The following is a 16,556-nucleotide window of genomic DNA, read 5'->3' on the forward strand; positions in this document are numbered from 1 at the left end:
CCGGACACGTGGGTATGACATCTTGTTTCAGCCGCCTTCCCCGGGTTGCGTGCCCTGTGCAACGATCCCCCCGGCCGGCGGTCACGGGCACCGATCCCCGGGTCGGCACCTGCGGGTTGACGGATGTTCAGCTCCAGGTCAGAAGCGCTCCACCGGGTCGTACGTCCCCCACACCCCGCGCAGCGCGTCGCACACCTCGCCGACGGTGGCCCGGGCGGCCAGCGCCTCCTTCATCGGGTACAGCACGTTCCCCGTCCCCCCGGCCGTGCGCCGCAGCCCGTCCAGCGCCCGGGCGACGGCGCCGGCGGAGCGCTCGGCCCGCAGCCGGGCCAGCCGCCGCGCCTGCCGCCGCTCGATCGCCGGGTCCACCCGCAGCGGCTGGTAGGGCTCCTCCGTGTCCGACCGGAAGCGGTTGACGCCGACCACCGTCCGCCGACCGGAGTCGACCTCCTGCTGGAGCCGGTAGGCGGTGCGCTCGATCTCGCCCTTCTGGTAGCCGCGTTCGATCGCGGCCACCGCGCCGCCCTGCTCCTCGATCCGGTCCATCAGCGCCAGCGCGGCGGCCTCCACCCCGTCGGTGAGCGACTCGACGGCGTAGGAACCGGCGAACGGGTCGACGGTGGCGGTCACGTCGGTCTCGTGCGCGAGCACCTGCTGGGTGCGCAGGGCGAGCCGGGCGGCCTTCTCGGTGGGCAGCGCGATCGCCTCGTCGAAGCCGTTGGTGTGCAGCGACTGGGTGCCGCCGAGCACCGCGGCGAGCGCCTGCACGGTGACCCTGGCCAGGTTGACCTCGGGCTGCTGGGCCGTGAGCTGCACCCCCGCGGTCTGGGTGTGGAAGCGCAGCATCTGCGAGCGCGGGTTCCGGGCACCGAATCCGTCCCGCATGATTCTGGCCCAAATCCTGCGGGCGGCGCGGAACTTGGCCACTTCCTCCAGCAGGGTCGCGCGGGCCACGAAGAAGAAGGAGAGCCGGGGGGCGAAGTCGTCCACGGCCATCCCGGCGGCGAGCGCGGTGCGCACGTAGGCGATCCCGTTGGCCAGGGTGAAGGCGATCTCCTGCGCGGGATCGGCCCCGGCCTCGGCCATGTGGTAGCCGGAGACGGAGATGGTGTTCCAGCGCGGGATCTCGGCCCGGCAGTACCGGAACACGTCGGCGGCCAGCCGCAACGAGGGCTGCGGCGGGAAGATGTAGGTGCCGCGGGCGATGTACTCCTTCAGCACGTCGTTCTGGACCGTGCCGGTGAGCGCCGCCGGCGCCACCCCCTGGGCCTCGCCGACCAGTTGGTAGAGGAGCAGCAGCAGGGCGGCGGGCGCGTTGATGGTCATCGAGGTGGACACCCCGTCGAGCGGGATGCCGTCGAACAGCACCGCCATGTCCTCGACGCTGTCCACGGCGACGCCCACCCTGCCGACCTCCCCGGCGGCGGGCGGCGCGTCCGAGTCGTAGCCCATCTGGGTGGGCAGGTCGAAGGCGACCGACAGGCCGGTGCCGCCGCCCGCGATCAGCCGGCGGTAGCGGGCGTTGGACTCGGCGGCGGTGCCGAAGCCGGCGTACTGGCGCATCGTCCAGGGGCGGCCGGTGTACATCGTCGGGTGGACGCCCCGGGTGTAGGGGTACTCCCCCGGCCGGCCCAGCCGGGCGCCGGGGTCCCAGCCGGCCAGGGACTCGGGGCCGTACAGGGGCTCGATCTCGAAGCCGGACTCGGCGCGGCGCGGCTCGGCTGCCATGGGGTCCTCCGGAGCTGGGGGGCGCGGTCCTCGCACTATCGGCGCCCCCGCCCCGCCGAGGGCGCCCGGCCCGCCGGGGCGGCGGCGCGGTTGAGATGATCGGGTGAACGACCGATGAGCCCCAGGGAGTGGCAATGACCGAGCAGAAGGTGGCCGTGGTCACCGGTGCCAGCAGCGGGATCGGCGCGGCGACCGCCCGCCGGCTGGCCGCCGAGGGCTTCGACGTGGTGCTGACCGCCCGCCGCACCGACCGCGTCACGGCGCTGGCCGAGGAGATCACCGGCCGGGGCGGTTCGGCCCGGGCCGTCACCCTGGACGTCACCGACCGGGCGGCGGTGGACGCCTTCGCCGCCTCGGTCGGCCGGGTGGACGTCCTGGTGAACAACGCCGGCGGCGCGATCGGCGCCGAGACCGTCGAGCACGGCGACCCGGACGACTGGCGGGCCATGTACGAGGTGAACGTGCTGGGCGTGCTGCACGTGACCCAGGCGCTGCTGCCCGCCCTGCGGGCCACCGGCGACGGCACCGTGCTGGTGCTCTCCTCGACCGCCGCCCTGGCCGCGTACGAGGGCGGCGGCGGGTACGTCGCCGCCAAGCACGCCGCGCACACCATCGCCGCCACGCTGCGGCTGGAGCTGTGCGGGGAGCCGATCCGGGTGATCGAGATCGCGCCCGGCATGGTGAAGTCCGAGGGCTTCGCGGTCACCCGCTTCCGCGGCGACGAGGAGAAGGCCGCCGCGGTGTACGCGGGCGTGGCCGAACCGCTCACCTCCGAGGACATCGCGGACACCGTGGCGTGGGCGGTCACCCGGCCCTCGCACGTGAACATCGACCTGCTGGTGGTCCGCCCCCGGGCCCAGGCCGCCAACCACAAGGTCCACCGGGCCTGATCCCGCCGGGCCCGCGCGCCCCGGTCGGCCGGTGCGGCCGGGGCGCGTTTGCGCAGGCGGGAGGGGGAGGGCGTGACACGAGAGCGTCAACGTCACAACTTGATAGCTCGTCCGGATGAATTCGGCGCGCGCTCTCCACAACTGATGACCGCTCAACTACCTTGGAGGCGCAGCACGACCGGCGCCGACGCGCCCCTCGGCAGCCCCTCATCCGCCTGTTCACCACCCCACTCCACCGGCACCTTCCCGCCCTCACGAGGAGGACCCGCTGGCCAGCGACATCCCGTCACAGCGGCTCGACGTCAGAACAGAGCCGACCCTCCTCGGGTTGCACCGCTTCAACGAAGCCGACGCCGGCGCGGCCGAGGAGGCCCTGCTGGCCTGCTGCGGCAGCCACCGCTGGGCCCTGCGGCTCACCGCGCACCGCCCCTACCCCGACATCGAGTCCCTGCTGGCCGCCGCCAGCGAGGCCTCCTACGACCTCCGCCCGGCCGACCTCACCGAGGCGCTGGCCGACGAGAGCTGGATGCCGCAGCCGCTGCTCGGCATGCGGGCTCCCGGCAGCCAGGCCGCGCACACCGCGCTGAGGGCGGCCCACGCCGCCTACGAGGCCCGGTTCGGCCACGTCTTCGTGGTCTGCCTGGACGGGGTCGCCCCGGAGGAGATGCTCGACACCGTGCTCTCCTCCATCCGCACCCGCCTCGCCAACGATCCGGACGAGGAGCGGCTGATCGCGGCCGACGAACTCCGCCGGATCGCCCTCCACCGACTGGCGCACCTGGTCGCGACCCCCTCGGAGGCCGCGGCGCGCTGAGCACGCGTCACGAACCGCTCTTCACTCGTCCGGGTGAGTCCGCCCACGGATCCACCCGGACGAGTGAGGCCGGGCCGCCACCCGGCCGCAACCGCCGCCGAGTCGGCACCGCCACGCCCCGCCCCCTCCGGTGCGGGGCGTGAGCACGCCGTCACCCATCGCGACGCCGGCGGCTTTGGTTCCCGCCCCGCTAGGCCAGAAGTGCCTGATTGATCACACCTGGGGCCCCCGGAGGCGGTTCACGACAAGGCGTCGATAGGATGCTGGCGGCCGGTGGACCGTACCCGGCCGGGCTGACCGACACCGAAGCCGGCCGAGCCCCCAATCGCTTCCGGAGGGTTTTTCCGTGCCGGCTGGAACGCTGTACCGCGGCCGGGAAGGCATGTGGAGCTGGGTGGCTCATCGAGTCACCGGCGTCCTCATCTTCTTCTTCCTGTTCGCCCACGTCCTGGACACCGCCCTCGTGCGAGTGTCGCCGGAGTCCTACGACACCGTCATCCAGACGTACAAGACTCCGCTCGTGAACCTGATGGAGTACGGCCTGGTGGCCGCCATCCTGTTCCACGCCCTGAACGGCCTGCGCGTCGTCGCGGTGGACTTCTGGTCCAAGGGCCCGAAGTACCAGAAGCAGATGCTCTGGACCGTCGTCGGCGTCTGGGTCGTCCTGATGGCCGGTTCCTTCTACGGGATCCTCCAGCACACGCTGATCTCCTGGTTCGGGAAGTGAGCCGAGACATGTCCACGGAAATCTCCGACGCCATCGTCGTCCCGTCGAAGCAGGCGCACACCGGCAAGGGACTGGGCACCGGCAACCCCGCCGACGCGTTCGTCATCGAGCCTCCGCGCAAGCGGACCAAGAAGACCCCGCGCCGCACCCGCACCAACTTCGAGATGCTGGCCTGGCTCTTCATGCGCCTGTCCGGTGTCGTTCTGGTCGTGCTGATCCTCGGCCACCTGCTGATCATGCTGGTGCTCGACGGCGGCGTCTCCAAGATCGGCTTCGCCTTCGTGGCCGGCCGCTGGGCCTCGCCGTTCTGGCAGGGCTGGGACCTCCTGATGCTCTGGCTCGCCATGCTGCACGGCGCCAACGGCATGCGTCAGGTGATCAACGACTACGCCGAGAAGGACTCGACCCGGCTCTGGCTCAAGGGGCTCATGGGTACCGCCACGGTCTTCACCGTGCTGCTCGGCACCCTGGTGATCTTCACCTTCGACCCCAACATCTGAGCCGCGAGCACCATCGACCATCGGCAGAGGCCAGAGGCGAGTTAACCCCCCATGCAGATTCACCAGTACGACACCGTCATCGTCGGCGCCGGCGGCGCCGGCATGCGCGCGGCCATCGAGTCGACGCAGCGCAGCCGCACCGCCGTCCTGACCAAGCTCTACCCGACCCGGTCCCACACCGGCGCGGCCCAGGGCGGCATGTGCGCCGCCCTGGCCAACGTCGAGGAGGACAACTGGGAGTGGCACACCTTCGACACGGTCAAGGGCGGTGACTACCTGGTCGACCAGGACGCCGCCGAGATCATGTGCAAGGAGGCCATCGACGCCGTCCTCGACCTGGAGAAGATGGGCCTGCCCTTCTCCCGCACCGAGCAGGGCCGGATCGACCAGCGCCGCTTCGGCGGTCACTCCCGCAACCACGGCGAGGCCCCGGTCCGCCGCTCGTGCTACGCGGCCGACCGCACCGGTCACATGATCCTCCAGACGCTGTTCCAGAACTGCGTCAAGCACGGCGTCGAGTTCTTCAACGAGTTCTACGTCCTCGACCTGCTGATCAACGAGGGCAAGACGGCCGGCGTCGTCGCCTACGAGCTGGCCACCGGCGAGATCCACGTCTTCCAGGCCAAGTCGGTCGTGTTCGCCTCCGGCGGCACCGGCAAGTTCTTCAAGGTCTCCTCCAACGCCCACACCCTCACCGGTGACGGCCAGGCCCTGGTCTACCGCCGCGGCCTGCCGCTGGAGGACATGGAGTTCTTCCAGTTCCACCCGACGGGCATCTGGCGCATGGGCATCCTGCTCACCGAGGGCGCCCGCGGCGAGGGCGGCATCCTGCGCAACAAGGACGGCGAGCGCTTCATGGAGCGCTACGCCCCCGTCATGAAGGACCTCGCGTCCCGTGACGTCTGCTCCCGCGCGATCTACACCGAGATCCGCGAAGGCCGCGGCTGCGGTCCCGAGGGCGACCACGTCTACCTGGACCTCACCCACCTGCCGCCGGAGCAGCTGGACGCCAAGCTGCCGGACATCACCGAGTTCGCGCGCACCTACCTCGGCATCGAGCCCTACACGGACCCGATCCCGATCCAGCCCACCGCGCACTACGCCATGGGCGGCATCCCGACCAACGTCGAGGGTGAGGTCCTGCGCAACAACACCGACGTCGTCCCGGGCCTGTACGCGGCCGGCGAGGTCGCCTGCGTGTCCGTGCACGGCGCCAACCGCCTGGGCACCAACTCGCTGCTGGACATCAACGTGTTCGGCCGTCGCGCGGGCATCGCCGCCGCCGACTTCGCCAACGCGAACGAGTTCGTCGAGCTGCCCGAGAACCCGGCCGAGAAGGTCCAGGCCCTGGTCGACGGCCTGCGCGAGGGCACCGGCACCGAGTCCGTGGGGCAGATCCGCAAGGAGCTGCAGGAGACCATGGACGCCAACGCCATGGTGTACCGCACCGGCGCCACCCTGAAGCAGGCGGTCGAGGACATCGCCGCGCTGAAGGAGCGCTACAAGAACGTCTCCATCCAGGACAAGGGCTTCCGGTACAACACGGACCTGCTGGAGGCCGTCGAGCTGGGCAACCTGCTCGACCTGGCCGAGGTGCTGGCCGTCTCCGCGCTGGCCCGTGAGGAGTCCCGCGGCGGCCACTACCGCGAGGACTTCCCGACCCGTGACGACGTGAAGTTCATGCAGCACACCATGGCGTACCAGGAGGTGGCCGCCGACGGCACCACCTCCATCCGCCTCGACTACAAGCCGGTCGTCACGACCCGCTACCAGCCGATGGAGCGTAAGTACTGATGAGCACTCCGACTGTGGAGAAGCACTCGGCCGCTCTGGACGCGGTCGAAGCCGGTGCGGTCCAGCCGATCACCGTCACCTTCCGGATCCGCCGGTTCAACCCGGAGGAGCACCCGGACCCGGTGTGGGTCGACTACCAGCTGACGATGGACCCGAAGGAGCGCGTCCTGGACGCGCTCAACAAGATCAAGTGGGAGCAGGACGGCACCCTCACCTACCGCCGTTCCTGCGCCCACGGCATCTGCGGCTCCGACGCCATGCGGATCAACGGCCGCAACCGGCTGGCGTGCAAGACCCTGATCAAGGACGTCAACCCGGAGAAGCCGATCACGATCGAGGCCATCAAGGGCCTGACGGTCCTCAAGGACCTGGTCGTGGACATGGACCCGTTCTTCCAGGCGTACAAGGACGTCATGCCGTTCCTCATCACCAAGGGGAACGAGCCGACCCGCGAGCGCCTGCAGTCCGCCGAGGACCGCGAGCGCTTCGACGACACCACCAAGTGCATCCTGTGCGCCGCGTGCACGTCGTCCTGCCCGGTGTTCTGGAACGACGGCCAGTACTTCGGCCCGGCCGCCATCGTCAACGCGCACCGCTTCATCTTCGACTCGCGCGACGAGGGTGCCGAGCAGCGCCTGGAGATCCTGAACGACCGTGAGGGCGTGTGGCGCTGCCGCACCACCTTCAACTGCTCCGAGGCCTGCCCCCGCGGCATCGAGGTCACCAAGGCGATCCAGGAAGTGAAGCGGGCCCTGGTCACCCGCCGCTTCTGATCCCACCCGCCGTACCGAAGGCCCCCGGCCCGATCCTCCGATCGGGCCGGGGGCCTTCGCGTTCGCCGCACGGGGTCAGCGCAGGGCGCCGAGGTCCTTCGGCACGGACCAGCCGCTGAAGGTCACCAGGTGCCGGTCGGGGGTGACGGCCCACAGGTCGGGCTCGCCGTCCGCGTCACCTTCGCCCGAGCTGCCGAGCGTCGGGTAGGCGGCGGTGGTGAAGCCGGTGGCCACGACGTCCGCCTTCGGGTCGGCGAGGGCGGAGTAGTCGAAGCTGCCGTCCGCCTGCTTCGGGACCGGGTACGCGTGCAGCTCACCGGTGGCCCGGTCGCGCGCCCAGAGTGCGAGGTTTCCGGCCGCGTCCGGACCGGGCGCGACCAGGTCGTAACCGGCCCAGTCACCGGTGGTGGTGAGCTTTCGGGCCTTCGCCCGGCCGAATGCGAAGTCGCCTCCGGCGTGCAGCCAGAGGTTGCCGTCCTCCAGCGTCAGCAGAGACGGGTCGAAGCCGCCGGCCGCCGGGCCGAACGCGACGATCTGCTCCGCCTTCGACCAGTCGTCGGCGAAGTCCGCGGGGCATGCCGTCTGCGCGCCCGCCCCGTCCACGCAGGTGCTCGGACGCTGGGCGCCGACCATGTTCCCGGCGAGGGCGCCGTAGTCGAAGTTCCGGTACAGGTAGAGGTAGTCCGAACCGGGCTGGTGGAGGAAGAGGTCGTCCGAGGACGGCGCATGGGCGTTCGACCAGCCGCGGTGGACGATCCGGTATGACTCCCAGCCGTTGTGGTCGGGCGAGGCGAGCGCCCGGATCGTCGCGTTGGGCGTGGTGTCGGACGCGTTCACGCCGATGTACTGCAGATTGCCCTGCGCGTCGGGCAGCAGGATGTCGGCGACACCGTCCCCGTCGACGTCACCGAGGGTCTTCGGCGGATTGGGGTTCGAGGGGGCGTAGAAGGTGTAGGACGCGTTGGCGACGTTGCCCACCTTGTCCAGCACCTGGACGTTGAGGGTGTTGGTGCCCCATCTCGGGATCTTGAGGGCGAGCGTCGCCGTCCCGTCGGCGGCCGGATTGACCGCGTCCCGCGAGTCGCAACCACCGACGCCGAGGTAGTCGAAGCCGTACCGGACGCAGGCGACGCCGGAGCCCGTCCCACCGGTCGGGGCCTGGTCGGCGGTCCTGATGACGAAGGTCGCCTTCTGGCCCCCGTACTTGGCGGCGGGACCGCCGTTCGGGAAGTCCGGCGAGGAGACCGTGGCGGTCGGCGGGGTGGTGTCCACCGTGAAATGGCAGTCCGCCGACGAGGCGGAGACCTGCTGCCCCTGGAGGGCCCAGGCGTGCCAGGCGTAGCTGTGCCCGTCCACCAGACCGCGGACCACGGTCTTGGCCTGCTGGGCGTACGCCTGGGCCTCGCCGGTGAACACCGGGTCGGTGCCCGTGGTCTCGTCCCGGACGGCGAACCGGGCGCCGGTGCCGTCGACCTTCGCGGTGAGCGTCGGACCGTAGTTGGTCCAGCCGACCCAGCCCGGAGCGGTGGTCGAGTCGCAGGCCTCACTTCGGTAGTCGCCGCCCTGGCTGGTGCCGAGGACGGCCGGCGCCGTGTCGGCCACGGCCGCCGTGGGCGTGGTCAGCAGACCTGCGGCCACGGCGACCGCGGCCACCCCGCCGAGTTTGCGCACGTACGCGTTCCTCATCGAATCCCCACCCCTGGTGTCGTCCTGTGGCTCTTCTGTGCGAGCCGTGAGGATCCTGCCAGTGGGGTCCGACAGCGGCAACGGAGATTCTTCAGTCGGCGGCCGGGGCCCGGCGGGCGGCGCGCAGGCCGCGCAGGCCGACGGTGCCGACCGCGATGCCGAGGACGAACGAGGTGATCGCGAGGAGGAGGTGCACCCAGAAGAAGGCGGTGGGCTGGGAGTGGTCGCCACCGGTGAAGGCCTGGCCGCCGGAGTCCTTCCAGAGGTTCTTCACGAAGGTCGTCCAGATGATGATCGACCAGACCCCGAAGGCGGTCAGGAACCAGGAGGTGCGGCGGCTGAGCTTCATGGGGGTCCTCGGCGTGTGAAGGCGGTGTGCGTCCCAGTATGCGCGGGCCGCCGATCGGCGTACGGCGGACCCCTCCTGCGGAGGACGGCGCCCCGGGGGAGGGCGCCGGGAGCCCCGAGTGGGTACGGTCTGCTGGTGCCCACACCCCGTCTCACGTTCGCGCGCCTGTGCGCCGCGCTCACCGCGGCCCTCCCGGTCCTGCTCGCTGTCCCGGCGGGCGCGGCCCCCCGGCAGCCGCCCCCGCCGGCCGCGGTCGGCGGCGAGCGGCTCGGACTCCCCGGGGTGCAGGTCGCCCCGATGGCGGGCGCCCCGCCGCTGCCCGGAGACCTCACCGGCCAGTCCTGGATAGTCTCCGACCTGGCGTCAGGAGAGGTGCTGGCGGCCAGCAACCCGCACCTGCGGCTGCCCCCGGCGAGCACCCTGAAGATCCTCTTCGCGGACACCGTGCTGCCCAAGTTCGACCGCGACGCGGTGCACCGGGTGGCCGACGAGGAGATCCAGGGGATCGGCCCCGGCAGCAGCCTGGTCGGCATCAAGGAGAACCTGGACTACCGGGTCGAGGACCTGTGGCGCGGGGTGTTCCTGAGCTCCGGCAACGACGCGGTGCACGTCCTGGCGCACATGAACGGCGGCGTCCCGCAGACCGTCGCCGAGATGCAGTCCCGCGCCGACGCGCTCCAGGCCCGGGACACCCGGGTGATCTCCCCGGACGGCTACGACATGGACGGCCAGGTCTCCTCGGCCTACGACCTGTCGCTGTTCGCCCGGGCCGGCCTGCGCAACGCGGACTTCCGGATGTACTGCGCCACCCGGGACGCCATGTTCCCGGGCGGCATCGACCGGAACACCGGCCAGCGCGGCAGCTTCGGGATCGCCAACACCGACCGGCTGCTGGGCAAGTACCCGGGCCTGATCGGCGTGAAGAACGGCACCACCACCAACGCCGGCTCGACCTTCGTCGGCGCCGCCGAGCGCGACGGCCGCACCCTGCTGGTGACGGTGATGCACCCGGCGAGCTACCAGCGGGTCTACGACGAGACGGCCGCCCTGCTGGACTGGGGCTTCGCCGCCGCCGGCAAGGTCCAGCCGGTCGGCAGGCTGGTCGACGAACTGCCGCCCGCCGGCGCCGAGCCGACCGGCCAGGCCGACGGCACCGCCGCCGCCGCGCCCGCGCCGCCGCCGCACCCCTCGGCCGCCGCCGCGGCACCCGCCGCGTCCGGCGGGCTCGGCGCCGTCGGCTGGTCGGCCGTGGTGGCGGCCGGGGCCGTCGTCGGGGGCGGCGCGCTGCTGCTGCGCCGGCGCCGCTCCGCCGGCTGACCGACCGGCGGGAGGGCCCGGCCTCAGTCCCCGGGCCGGGCCCTCCGCTTCGCCCTCTCCCGTTCCTTCTCCGCCTTCTCCGCCCGCTTCGCCCTCTCCGCCCGCGCCGCCGCGGCCCGCTCCGCCTCCGCCGCCTGCGCCTCGTCGGCCGCCTCCAGCAGCGCCCGTCCCTGCGCCCTGGCCCGCTCCCGGGCGGCCTCCGGATCGGCCGTCGCCGTCCAGGCCACGCAGTACATCAGCAGCCGGGAGACGAAGTTGATCCACAGCAGCAGCGCCACCGGGGTGGCGAACGCCCCGTACAGGTTCCGTCCGGCGACCGAGCCCAGGTAGGAGGCGAGCAGCAGCTTCAGCAGCTCGAAGCCGACCGCGCCGATCAGCGCGCCCTGCACGAGGTCCCGGCGGCGCTGGTCGGTGATCCCGGGGAAGGGCGCCAGCAGGTAGGCGAACAGCAGCATGTCGCACGCTATGGCGATCAGCACGCCGACCGCGGTCAGCAGGTAACCGCTGGTGAGGCCGCTCGCCTCGGCGATCCACCCCGCGAGCGTGGTCCCGGCCGCGGAGGCGGCCAGCGAGAACAGCGACACCAGGCCGAGGCCGGCCAGCACCGCCACGTCCCAGGCCTTGCGCAGCACCGGGTTGCCCTCGTCGTGGGGCAGCTGCCACAGGTCCCGGATCGAGGTGCGCATGGTGTCCACCCAGCCGAGGCCCGAGACCAGCAGCAGTGCCCCGCCGACCAGTCCGACGGTGCCCGCGTTGGACACCAGGGCGGGCAGGTTGAGCGCGTCCGCGAGCCCCGGCAGCTGGTCGGCGATGTGGCCCTGCAGGTCGTGCACCCGGCTGTCGCTCAGCGTCGCCGCGGCGATCGCCAGGCCCACCGTGAGCAACGGGAACAGGGCGAGGAAGCCGAAGAAGGTGACGGCGCCCGCCAGCCGGTTGCCCCGGGCGGCGGCGAAGTACTCGTACACCCGGTACGGACGGCTGCGCAGCACCCGGGCCACGAGCGGGCCGACGACCGGCAGGCGGGTCAGGAAGTCCACCTACCGGTTATACCGGCCCATCCCCCGAACGGGTGTCAGATCGCGTCTACCGCTTGACGAGTCGGCGGGCCTTGGCGAGGGCCCGGACGGCCTGGTACGCGCCGTAGCGGCCGTGGCCGAGCAGCTCGGTGCGCACGCCGTCCACACCGGCCGGCGGCCGGTAGCCGGCCGGCCGCAGCCGGGCGCAGTGCTCGGCGGCCCGGCGGAAGTACTCGCGGCGGTCGCCGGGCGGGACCCGGCCGGGCTTGGAGACCACGGTGTTGAGGTGGTGCAGCATCCGCCCGTAGACGACCGGGCGCCAGCGGTCCAGGTCGGGGCGGCCGTCGAGGAAGGCGAAGACCAGGTCGTACTGGGCGAACACGTCGAAGTGCTTGCGGCTCGCGGTGGCCAGGATGTTGCCGCCCTCCTGACGCTGGCGGTAGTGCACGCCGACCCGGTCGAGCAGGGTGATCCGGGCGGCGGCGAGCAGCGCCGGGTACGTCCAGGGGGTGTCCTCGTAGTAGCCGGCCGGGAAGACCAGCCGCTGCTCGGTGACGAAGCCCCGGCGGTAGGCCTTGTTCCAGACGACCTGGAGCAGGTCGAGCAGGTCGGGGCGGGCGTCGAGGTCGAAGACGTCCGGGGAGTCGGCGCCGAAGACGTGCGCGGAGGCGGCCCGGGTGATCCGGCCGTCGGCGTAGGTGCGGGCGTAGTCGTAAACCAGGACGTCCGGGTCACTCGTGGCGGTGAGGCGCTCGTCGACGGCCTTCAGCAATCCGGGGGTCAGGGTGTCGTCGCTGTCGAGGAAGATCACGTAGTCCCCGGTGGCGACCTCCAGGCCGGCGTTGCGGGCCCGGCCGAGGCCCACGTTCTCCGGCAGGTGCAGCACCCGGACCCTGGCGTCGGCGGCGGCGAACCCGTCCAGGACCGCGCCGCAGCCGTCCGGGGAGCGGTCGTCCACCGCGATCAGTTCGAAGTCCGGGCCGTCCTGGGAGAGCACCGAATCGAGGCACTCGGCGAGGTAGTCCTGGACCTTGTACACGGGGACGATCACGCTGAAACGGGACACGGACCCAGAGTAGTGGTCCCCGGGTGGGCCGAGTCCCCGGAGGTAGGATCGGGGGCGCACGTACGCACCGATCCAAGTGCGGTCAGGCCCCGTACGGGCTGCCACGCTCCTCCAGAGAAAGGCCTGCGTAGCCGATGGCTCCCCGCCTCTCCATCGTCGTCCCGATCTACAACGTCGAGCGCTACCTCGTCGAATGCCTCGACTCGATCGCCGCCCAGACCTTCACGGACTTCGAGTGCGTCATGGTCGACGACGGTTCGAAGGACGGAAGCGCGGCGCTCGCCGAGGCGTACGCGGCCGAGGACTCCCGGTTCCGGCTGGTCCGGCAGGTGAACAAGGGCCTCGGCGCGGCCCGCAACACCGGCATCCGGCACATCGACCCGGACTCCGAGTTCCTGTGCTTCGTGGACAGCGACGACTCGATGCCGCCGAGTGCGTACGAGCTGATGATCAACACGCTGGACGAGACCGGCTCGGACTTCTGCACCGGCAACGTGCTGCGCTTCCGCGCCGTGGGCTACTACCAGTCCGGCGGCCACCTGAAGCCGTTCAAGGAGACCAGGCTCAAGACCCACATCACCGAGATCCCGGCGCTGGTCACCGACCGCACCGCGTGGAACAAGGTGTACCGCCGCTCGTTCTTCGACGCGGCCGGCCTGCTCTACCCCGAGGGCATCCTGTACGAGGACGCGCCGGTCAGCGTCCCGCACCACTACCTGGCCAAGAGCGTCGACGTGCTCTCCGAGCCGATCTACCACTGGCGCGAGCGCGAGGTCGGCGAGATGTCGATCACCCAGATGCGCACCAACCCCAAGGGCCTGATCGACCGGGTCTCCTCGGTCGAGCTGGTGCGCGCCTGGCTGATGAAGCAGACCGAGCCCCGCTTCGCCGAGTACCTGCGCTCCTACGACGAGAACACCCTCGTCGAGGAGATCCCGATGTTCTTCTCCTCCCTCGTCGAGGGGGACAAGGAGTACCGGGACGCCTACCTCCAGCACGTCGGCCGGCTGCTCCGGGCGATCGGCGCCGAGCAGGTCGGCAAGGGGCGCGCGCCGCTGCGTCTGAAGTACCACCTGACCCTGTCCGGCCGGATGGACGAGCTGGTCGAGCAGATCACCTACGAGCGCGAGAGCGGCGGCGGCGTCCAGGCCCGCGGCCTGCTGCGCCCGTACGCCGACTACCCGTTCCTGCGCGGCGGGCGCAAGAGCGTGCCGGCCGGGGTCCTCAAGCTGGACAACTCCCTGGTCATCCGCAGCCGGCTGTACGACAGCGTCTGGCAGGACGGCAAGCTCCGGATGACCGGGCACGCGTACCCGGAGCAGCTGGGCGCGGCCGGCAAGCACGACATGGTCCGCACCCTGGTGCTGCGCGAGGCCAAGGGCCGCCGGGTCATCGCGGTGCCGATGAAGACGACGTACAGCCCCGAGGCCACCGCCAGCTGCCAGCACGACCTGTACAGCTGCGACTGGTCCGGCTTCACCGTGGCCATCGACCCGAAGAAGCTCAGGCACCGCGGCCAGTGGAAGGACGGCAACTGGCGCGTCCTGGTGGCCGGCGCGGGCAAGGGCGGGGTCTACAAGGGCCGGATCTCGGCCGGGTGGAGCGACAGCGCCCAGTTCCTCCCGTCGCACTGGGTCGAGCCGGACGTCCGGATCGTGCCGTGGATCCGGGACAACTTCGTCTACCTCCGGGTGGAGACGGTCAAGGCCCGGGTGACCGGCCTGGCCGCGCGGGGCGACCGGCTGGAGGTCTCGGGCGCGGCCCGCTCCGGCCCGAACTTCGCCGGGGCGCGGCTGCGGCTCACCCACACCGAGTCGGACCGCCAGGTGACCTTCCCGCTGGAACTGGGCACCCCGGTCGGCACGCTCCAGCCGTTCACCTCGGCCCTCCCGGTCGCCGAGCTGACCGCCGTCCGCGAGGCCTGGGCCGAGCTGGACCCGGTGGCCGCCGAGCGCAGCCGCGACCACTGGGACACCGCCCTCCTGCTGGCCGACGGCAGCACCGTCCCGCTGGCCTGGGACGACCGCAACGCGCCCGAGCGGCTGCACCTGGCGCTGAACCCGCAGGCGCCGGTCGCCGAGCGCCGGGCGCTCTACTCCAAGCCCTCCCCCGACGGGCACCTCCAGTTCACCGACCAGGTGCTCCAGCCGCTGGTGGACGAGGTGGCCTCGCGCGGCGCCGACGGCTTCCTGCTGAGCGGCTCGTTCCCGCTGCCCGGCGCGCACCGCTGGGAGCTGGTGGTCCGCCACAAGTGGCGCGAGGAGGAGCACGCCTACCCGGTGGAGATCTCGGACGGCCGGTTCCGCACCGCGCTGCCCGCCGTGCCGACGGCCTCCTTCGCCGGCCGGGTGCCGCTCTCCCGGGGCACCTGGCACGTCGTCTTCCGGCCGGTCGGGGTGCCGGTGCCCGAACTGCCGGACGCCTCCGCCCTCGTCACCCCGGACTGCTTCGACGTCCTGCCGGTCGTGGTGGAGTCCCGCGGCAAGCGGATACTGCTGGAGCGCCGCAACCACGACGGCCTGTCGCTGGAGTCGGACTCGGTGCTGCTGCCCGAGGAGCGGGCCGGGTTCCGCCAGCGCCGGCTGCAGAACGTGGACTACCCGGCCGCCCGCCGGCTGCCGGTGCGCGACACGGTGGTGTACCACACCGGGAAGTACGGCACGTACTCCGGCTCGCCCCGGGCGGTCCACGAGGAACTGGTCCGCCGCGGCCTGCCGGTCGAGCACCTGTGGGGCAACGACGACATGCAGGCCGAGCTGCCGCAGAGCGCGACCGCGCTCCGCTACCGCAGCCCGGAGTGGTACGAGGCGCTGGCCACCGCCAAGTACGTCGTGGCCAGCACCCACCTGCCCGAGTTCTTCGTCCGCCGCCCCGACCAGGTGGTCGTCCAGACCTGGCACGGCACCCCGCTGAAGCAGATCGGCTTCGACTTCGAGAAGGTCTGGTTCACCGACTCCAAGTACCTGAAGAGCCTGGCCCGCGAGGTCCCGAACTGGAGCCTGCTGGTGGCCGGCAACCGCTGGTCGGCCCCGGTGCTGCGGCGCGCCTTCGACTTCAAGGGCGAGATCCTGGAGAGCGGCTCCCCCCGGAACGACCTGCTGTTCGCGACCGACCGGGAGAAGACCGCCGAGCAGGTCCGGGAGCGGCTCGGCCTGCCCGAGGGCAAGAAGGTCGTGCTCTACGCGCCGACCTGGCGCGAGGACCGGCGCCGGCCGCAGGGCGGCTACCAGATCGACCTGCGGATCGACCTGGCGGCGGCCAAGGCGGCGCTCGGCGACGACCAGGTGCTGCTGGTGCGCCGGCACCACCTGATGTGCGGCCAGATCCCCGGCGCCGGCAACGGCTACATCTGGGACGTCGGCAGCTACCCCGACATGGCGGAGCTGCTGCTGATCGCCGACGTGCTGGTGACCGACTACTCGGCGAGCGTGTTCGACTTCGCGTCGACCGGCAAGCCGATCGTGTTCTTCGCCCACGACCTGGAGCACTACCGGGACAACCTGCGCGGCTTCAGCCTGAACTTCGAGGCCGAGGCGCCCGGCCCGATGCCGACCACCTCCGAGGAGCTCGTCTCCGTGCTCGGCCGGATGGACGAGGTCGCCGCGGAGTACGCGGACCGGGCCACCGCGTTCCGCGAGGCGTACTGCGACCTGGACGACGGCAAGGCCGCCGCCCGCGTCGTCGACGCGATGCTCCGCAAGGAATAGCCTCCGCGCACGGATCCGCGGGCGCCCGGCACCGGTGGTGGTGCCGGGCGCCCACGCTTTTCCGGGAACGCGCGGGAAAGCACCGGAACGCACCGGAACGCGCGGACCCGGAAATCCTGGAACACCGGACCCGCATTCGAACCGGAGTTCCCGGAAACGCATTCCCGGGAGCATTCGAAAAGTCGTGCA

13 protein-coding genes are annotated in these 16,556 nt (G+C 71.7%); 8 read left to right on the plus strand and 5 right to left on the minus strand.

Annotated elements, in window-relative coordinates:
• Nucleotides 1–138 precede the first annotated feature (138 nt).
• Complete coding sequence (locus ACWD4P_RS19655; protein ID WP_359819634.1) at nucleotides 139–1,728, minus strand: acyl-CoA mutase large subunit family protein; 1,590 nt, start codon at nucleotides 1,726–1,728, stop codon at nucleotides 139–141.
• Between the two features lie 134 nt (nucleotides 1,729–1,862).
• On the opposite strand from ACWD4P_RS19655, the gene ACWD4P_RS19660 reads away from it, so the two are divergent.
• From ACWD4P_RS19660 to ACWD4P_RS19685, 6 genes are all read left to right on the plus strand, one after another.
• Entirely contained in the window at nucleotides 1,863–2,618 is a 756-nt protein-coding gene (locus tag ACWD4P_RS19660; RefSeq protein ID WP_359819637.1) for an SDR family oxidoreductase, read from the plus strand.
• 328 nt (nucleotides 2,619–2,946) lie between these two features.
• A complete protein-coding gene (locus ACWD4P_RS19665) occupies nucleotides 2,947–3,432 on the plus strand; it encodes a 2-oxo-4-hydroxy-4-carboxy-5-ureidoimidazoline decarboxylase (protein ID WP_359819639.1) in 486 nt (161 codons plus the stop codon).
• A 346-nt stretch (nucleotides 3,433–3,778) separates the two neighbouring features.
• Complete coding sequence (sdhC, locus tag ACWD4P_RS19670; RefSeq protein WP_033332398.1) at nucleotides 3,779–4,159, plus strand: succinate dehydrogenase, cytochrome b556 subunit; 381 nt, start codon at nucleotides 3,779–3,781, stop codon at nucleotides 4,157–4,159.
• 8 nt (nucleotides 4,160–4,167) lie between these two features.
• Nucleotides 4,168–4,659 (plus strand): succinate dehydrogenase, hydrophobic membrane anchor protein, encoded by a 492-nt coding sequence (gene sdhD / locus ACWD4P_RS19675; RefSeq protein ID WP_359819642.1) that lies wholly within the window; start codon nucleotides 4,168–4,170, stop codon nucleotides 4,657–4,659.
• Nucleotides 4,660–4,710: 51 nt separating this feature from the next.
• The gene (gene sdhA / locus ACWD4P_RS19680) at nucleotides 4,711–6,453 is read left to right on the plus strand and encodes a succinate dehydrogenase flavoprotein subunit (RefSeq protein ID WP_449780407.1); all 1,743 of its coding nucleotides are present in this window, start codon (nucleotides 4,711–4,713) and stop codon (nucleotides 6,451–6,453) included.
• Nucleotides 6,453–7,226, plus strand: a complete 774-nt coding sequence (locus ACWD4P_RS19685) for a succinate dehydrogenase iron-sulfur subunit (RefSeq protein WP_224277932.1) — start codon at nucleotides 6,453–6,455, stop codon at nucleotides 7,224–7,226. The genes sdhA and ACWD4P_RS19685 overlap by 1 nt, the downstream gene beginning before the upstream one ends.
• Before the next feature lie 75 nt (nucleotides 7,227–7,301).
• Here the strand turns inward: ACWD4P_RS19685 and ACWD4P_RS19690 are convergent, their stop codons facing one another.
• Both ACWD4P_RS19690 and ACWD4P_RS19695 read right to left on the minus strand, forming a co-directional pair.
• Nucleotides 7,302–8,912: a hypothetical protein gene (locus ACWD4P_RS19690; RefSeq protein WP_449780408.1), complete on the minus strand. Its 1,611-nt coding sequence runs from the start codon at nucleotides 8,910–8,912 to the stop codon at nucleotides 7,302–7,304.
• Between the two features lie 91 nt (nucleotides 8,913–9,003).
• Nucleotides 9,004–9,261, minus strand: coding sequence for an SCO4848 family membrane protein (locus ACWD4P_RS19695; protein WP_359819650.1), 258 nt, complete (start codon nucleotides 9,259–9,261; stop codon nucleotides 9,004–9,006).
• Between the two features lie 135 nt (nucleotides 9,262–9,396).
• On the opposite strand from ACWD4P_RS19695, the gene ACWD4P_RS19700 reads away from it, so the two are divergent.
• Nucleotides 9,397–10,578: a D-alanyl-D-alanine carboxypeptidase family protein gene (locus tag ACWD4P_RS19700; RefSeq protein ID WP_449780409.1), complete on the plus strand. Its 1,182-nt coding sequence runs from the start codon at nucleotides 9,397–9,399 to the stop codon at nucleotides 10,576–10,578.
• Between the two features lie 23 nt (nucleotides 10,579–10,601).
• Here ACWD4P_RS19700 and ACWD4P_RS19705 read toward each other — a convergent pair whose 3' ends face one another.
• The gene (locus ACWD4P_RS19705; RefSeq protein ID WP_449780410.1) at nucleotides 10,602–11,615 is read right to left on the minus strand and encodes a YihY/virulence factor BrkB family protein; all 1,014 of its coding nucleotides are present in this window, start codon (nucleotides 11,613–11,615) and stop codon (nucleotides 10,602–10,604) included.
• A 46-nt stretch (nucleotides 11,616–11,661) separates the two neighbouring features.
• Complete coding sequence (locus tag ACWD4P_RS19710; RefSeq protein ID WP_449780411.1) at nucleotides 11,662–12,660, minus strand: glycosyltransferase family 2 protein; 999 nt, start codon at nucleotides 12,658–12,660, stop codon at nucleotides 11,662–11,664.
• Nucleotides 12,661–12,794: 134 nt separating this feature from the next.
• Here ACWD4P_RS19710 and ACWD4P_RS19715 point away from each other — a divergent pair, with 134 nt between their 5' ends.
• Nucleotides 12,795–16,367 (plus strand): bifunctional glycosyltransferase/CDP-glycerol:glycerophosphate glycerophosphotransferase, encoded by a 3,573-nt coding sequence (locus tag ACWD4P_RS19715; protein ID WP_359819655.1) that lies wholly within the window; start codon nucleotides 12,795–12,797, stop codon nucleotides 16,365–16,367.
• The last annotated feature ends 189 nt before the right edge of the window (nucleotides 16,368–16,556 follow it).

Source organism: Kitasatospora sp. NPDC002543, from assembly GCF_053594915.1.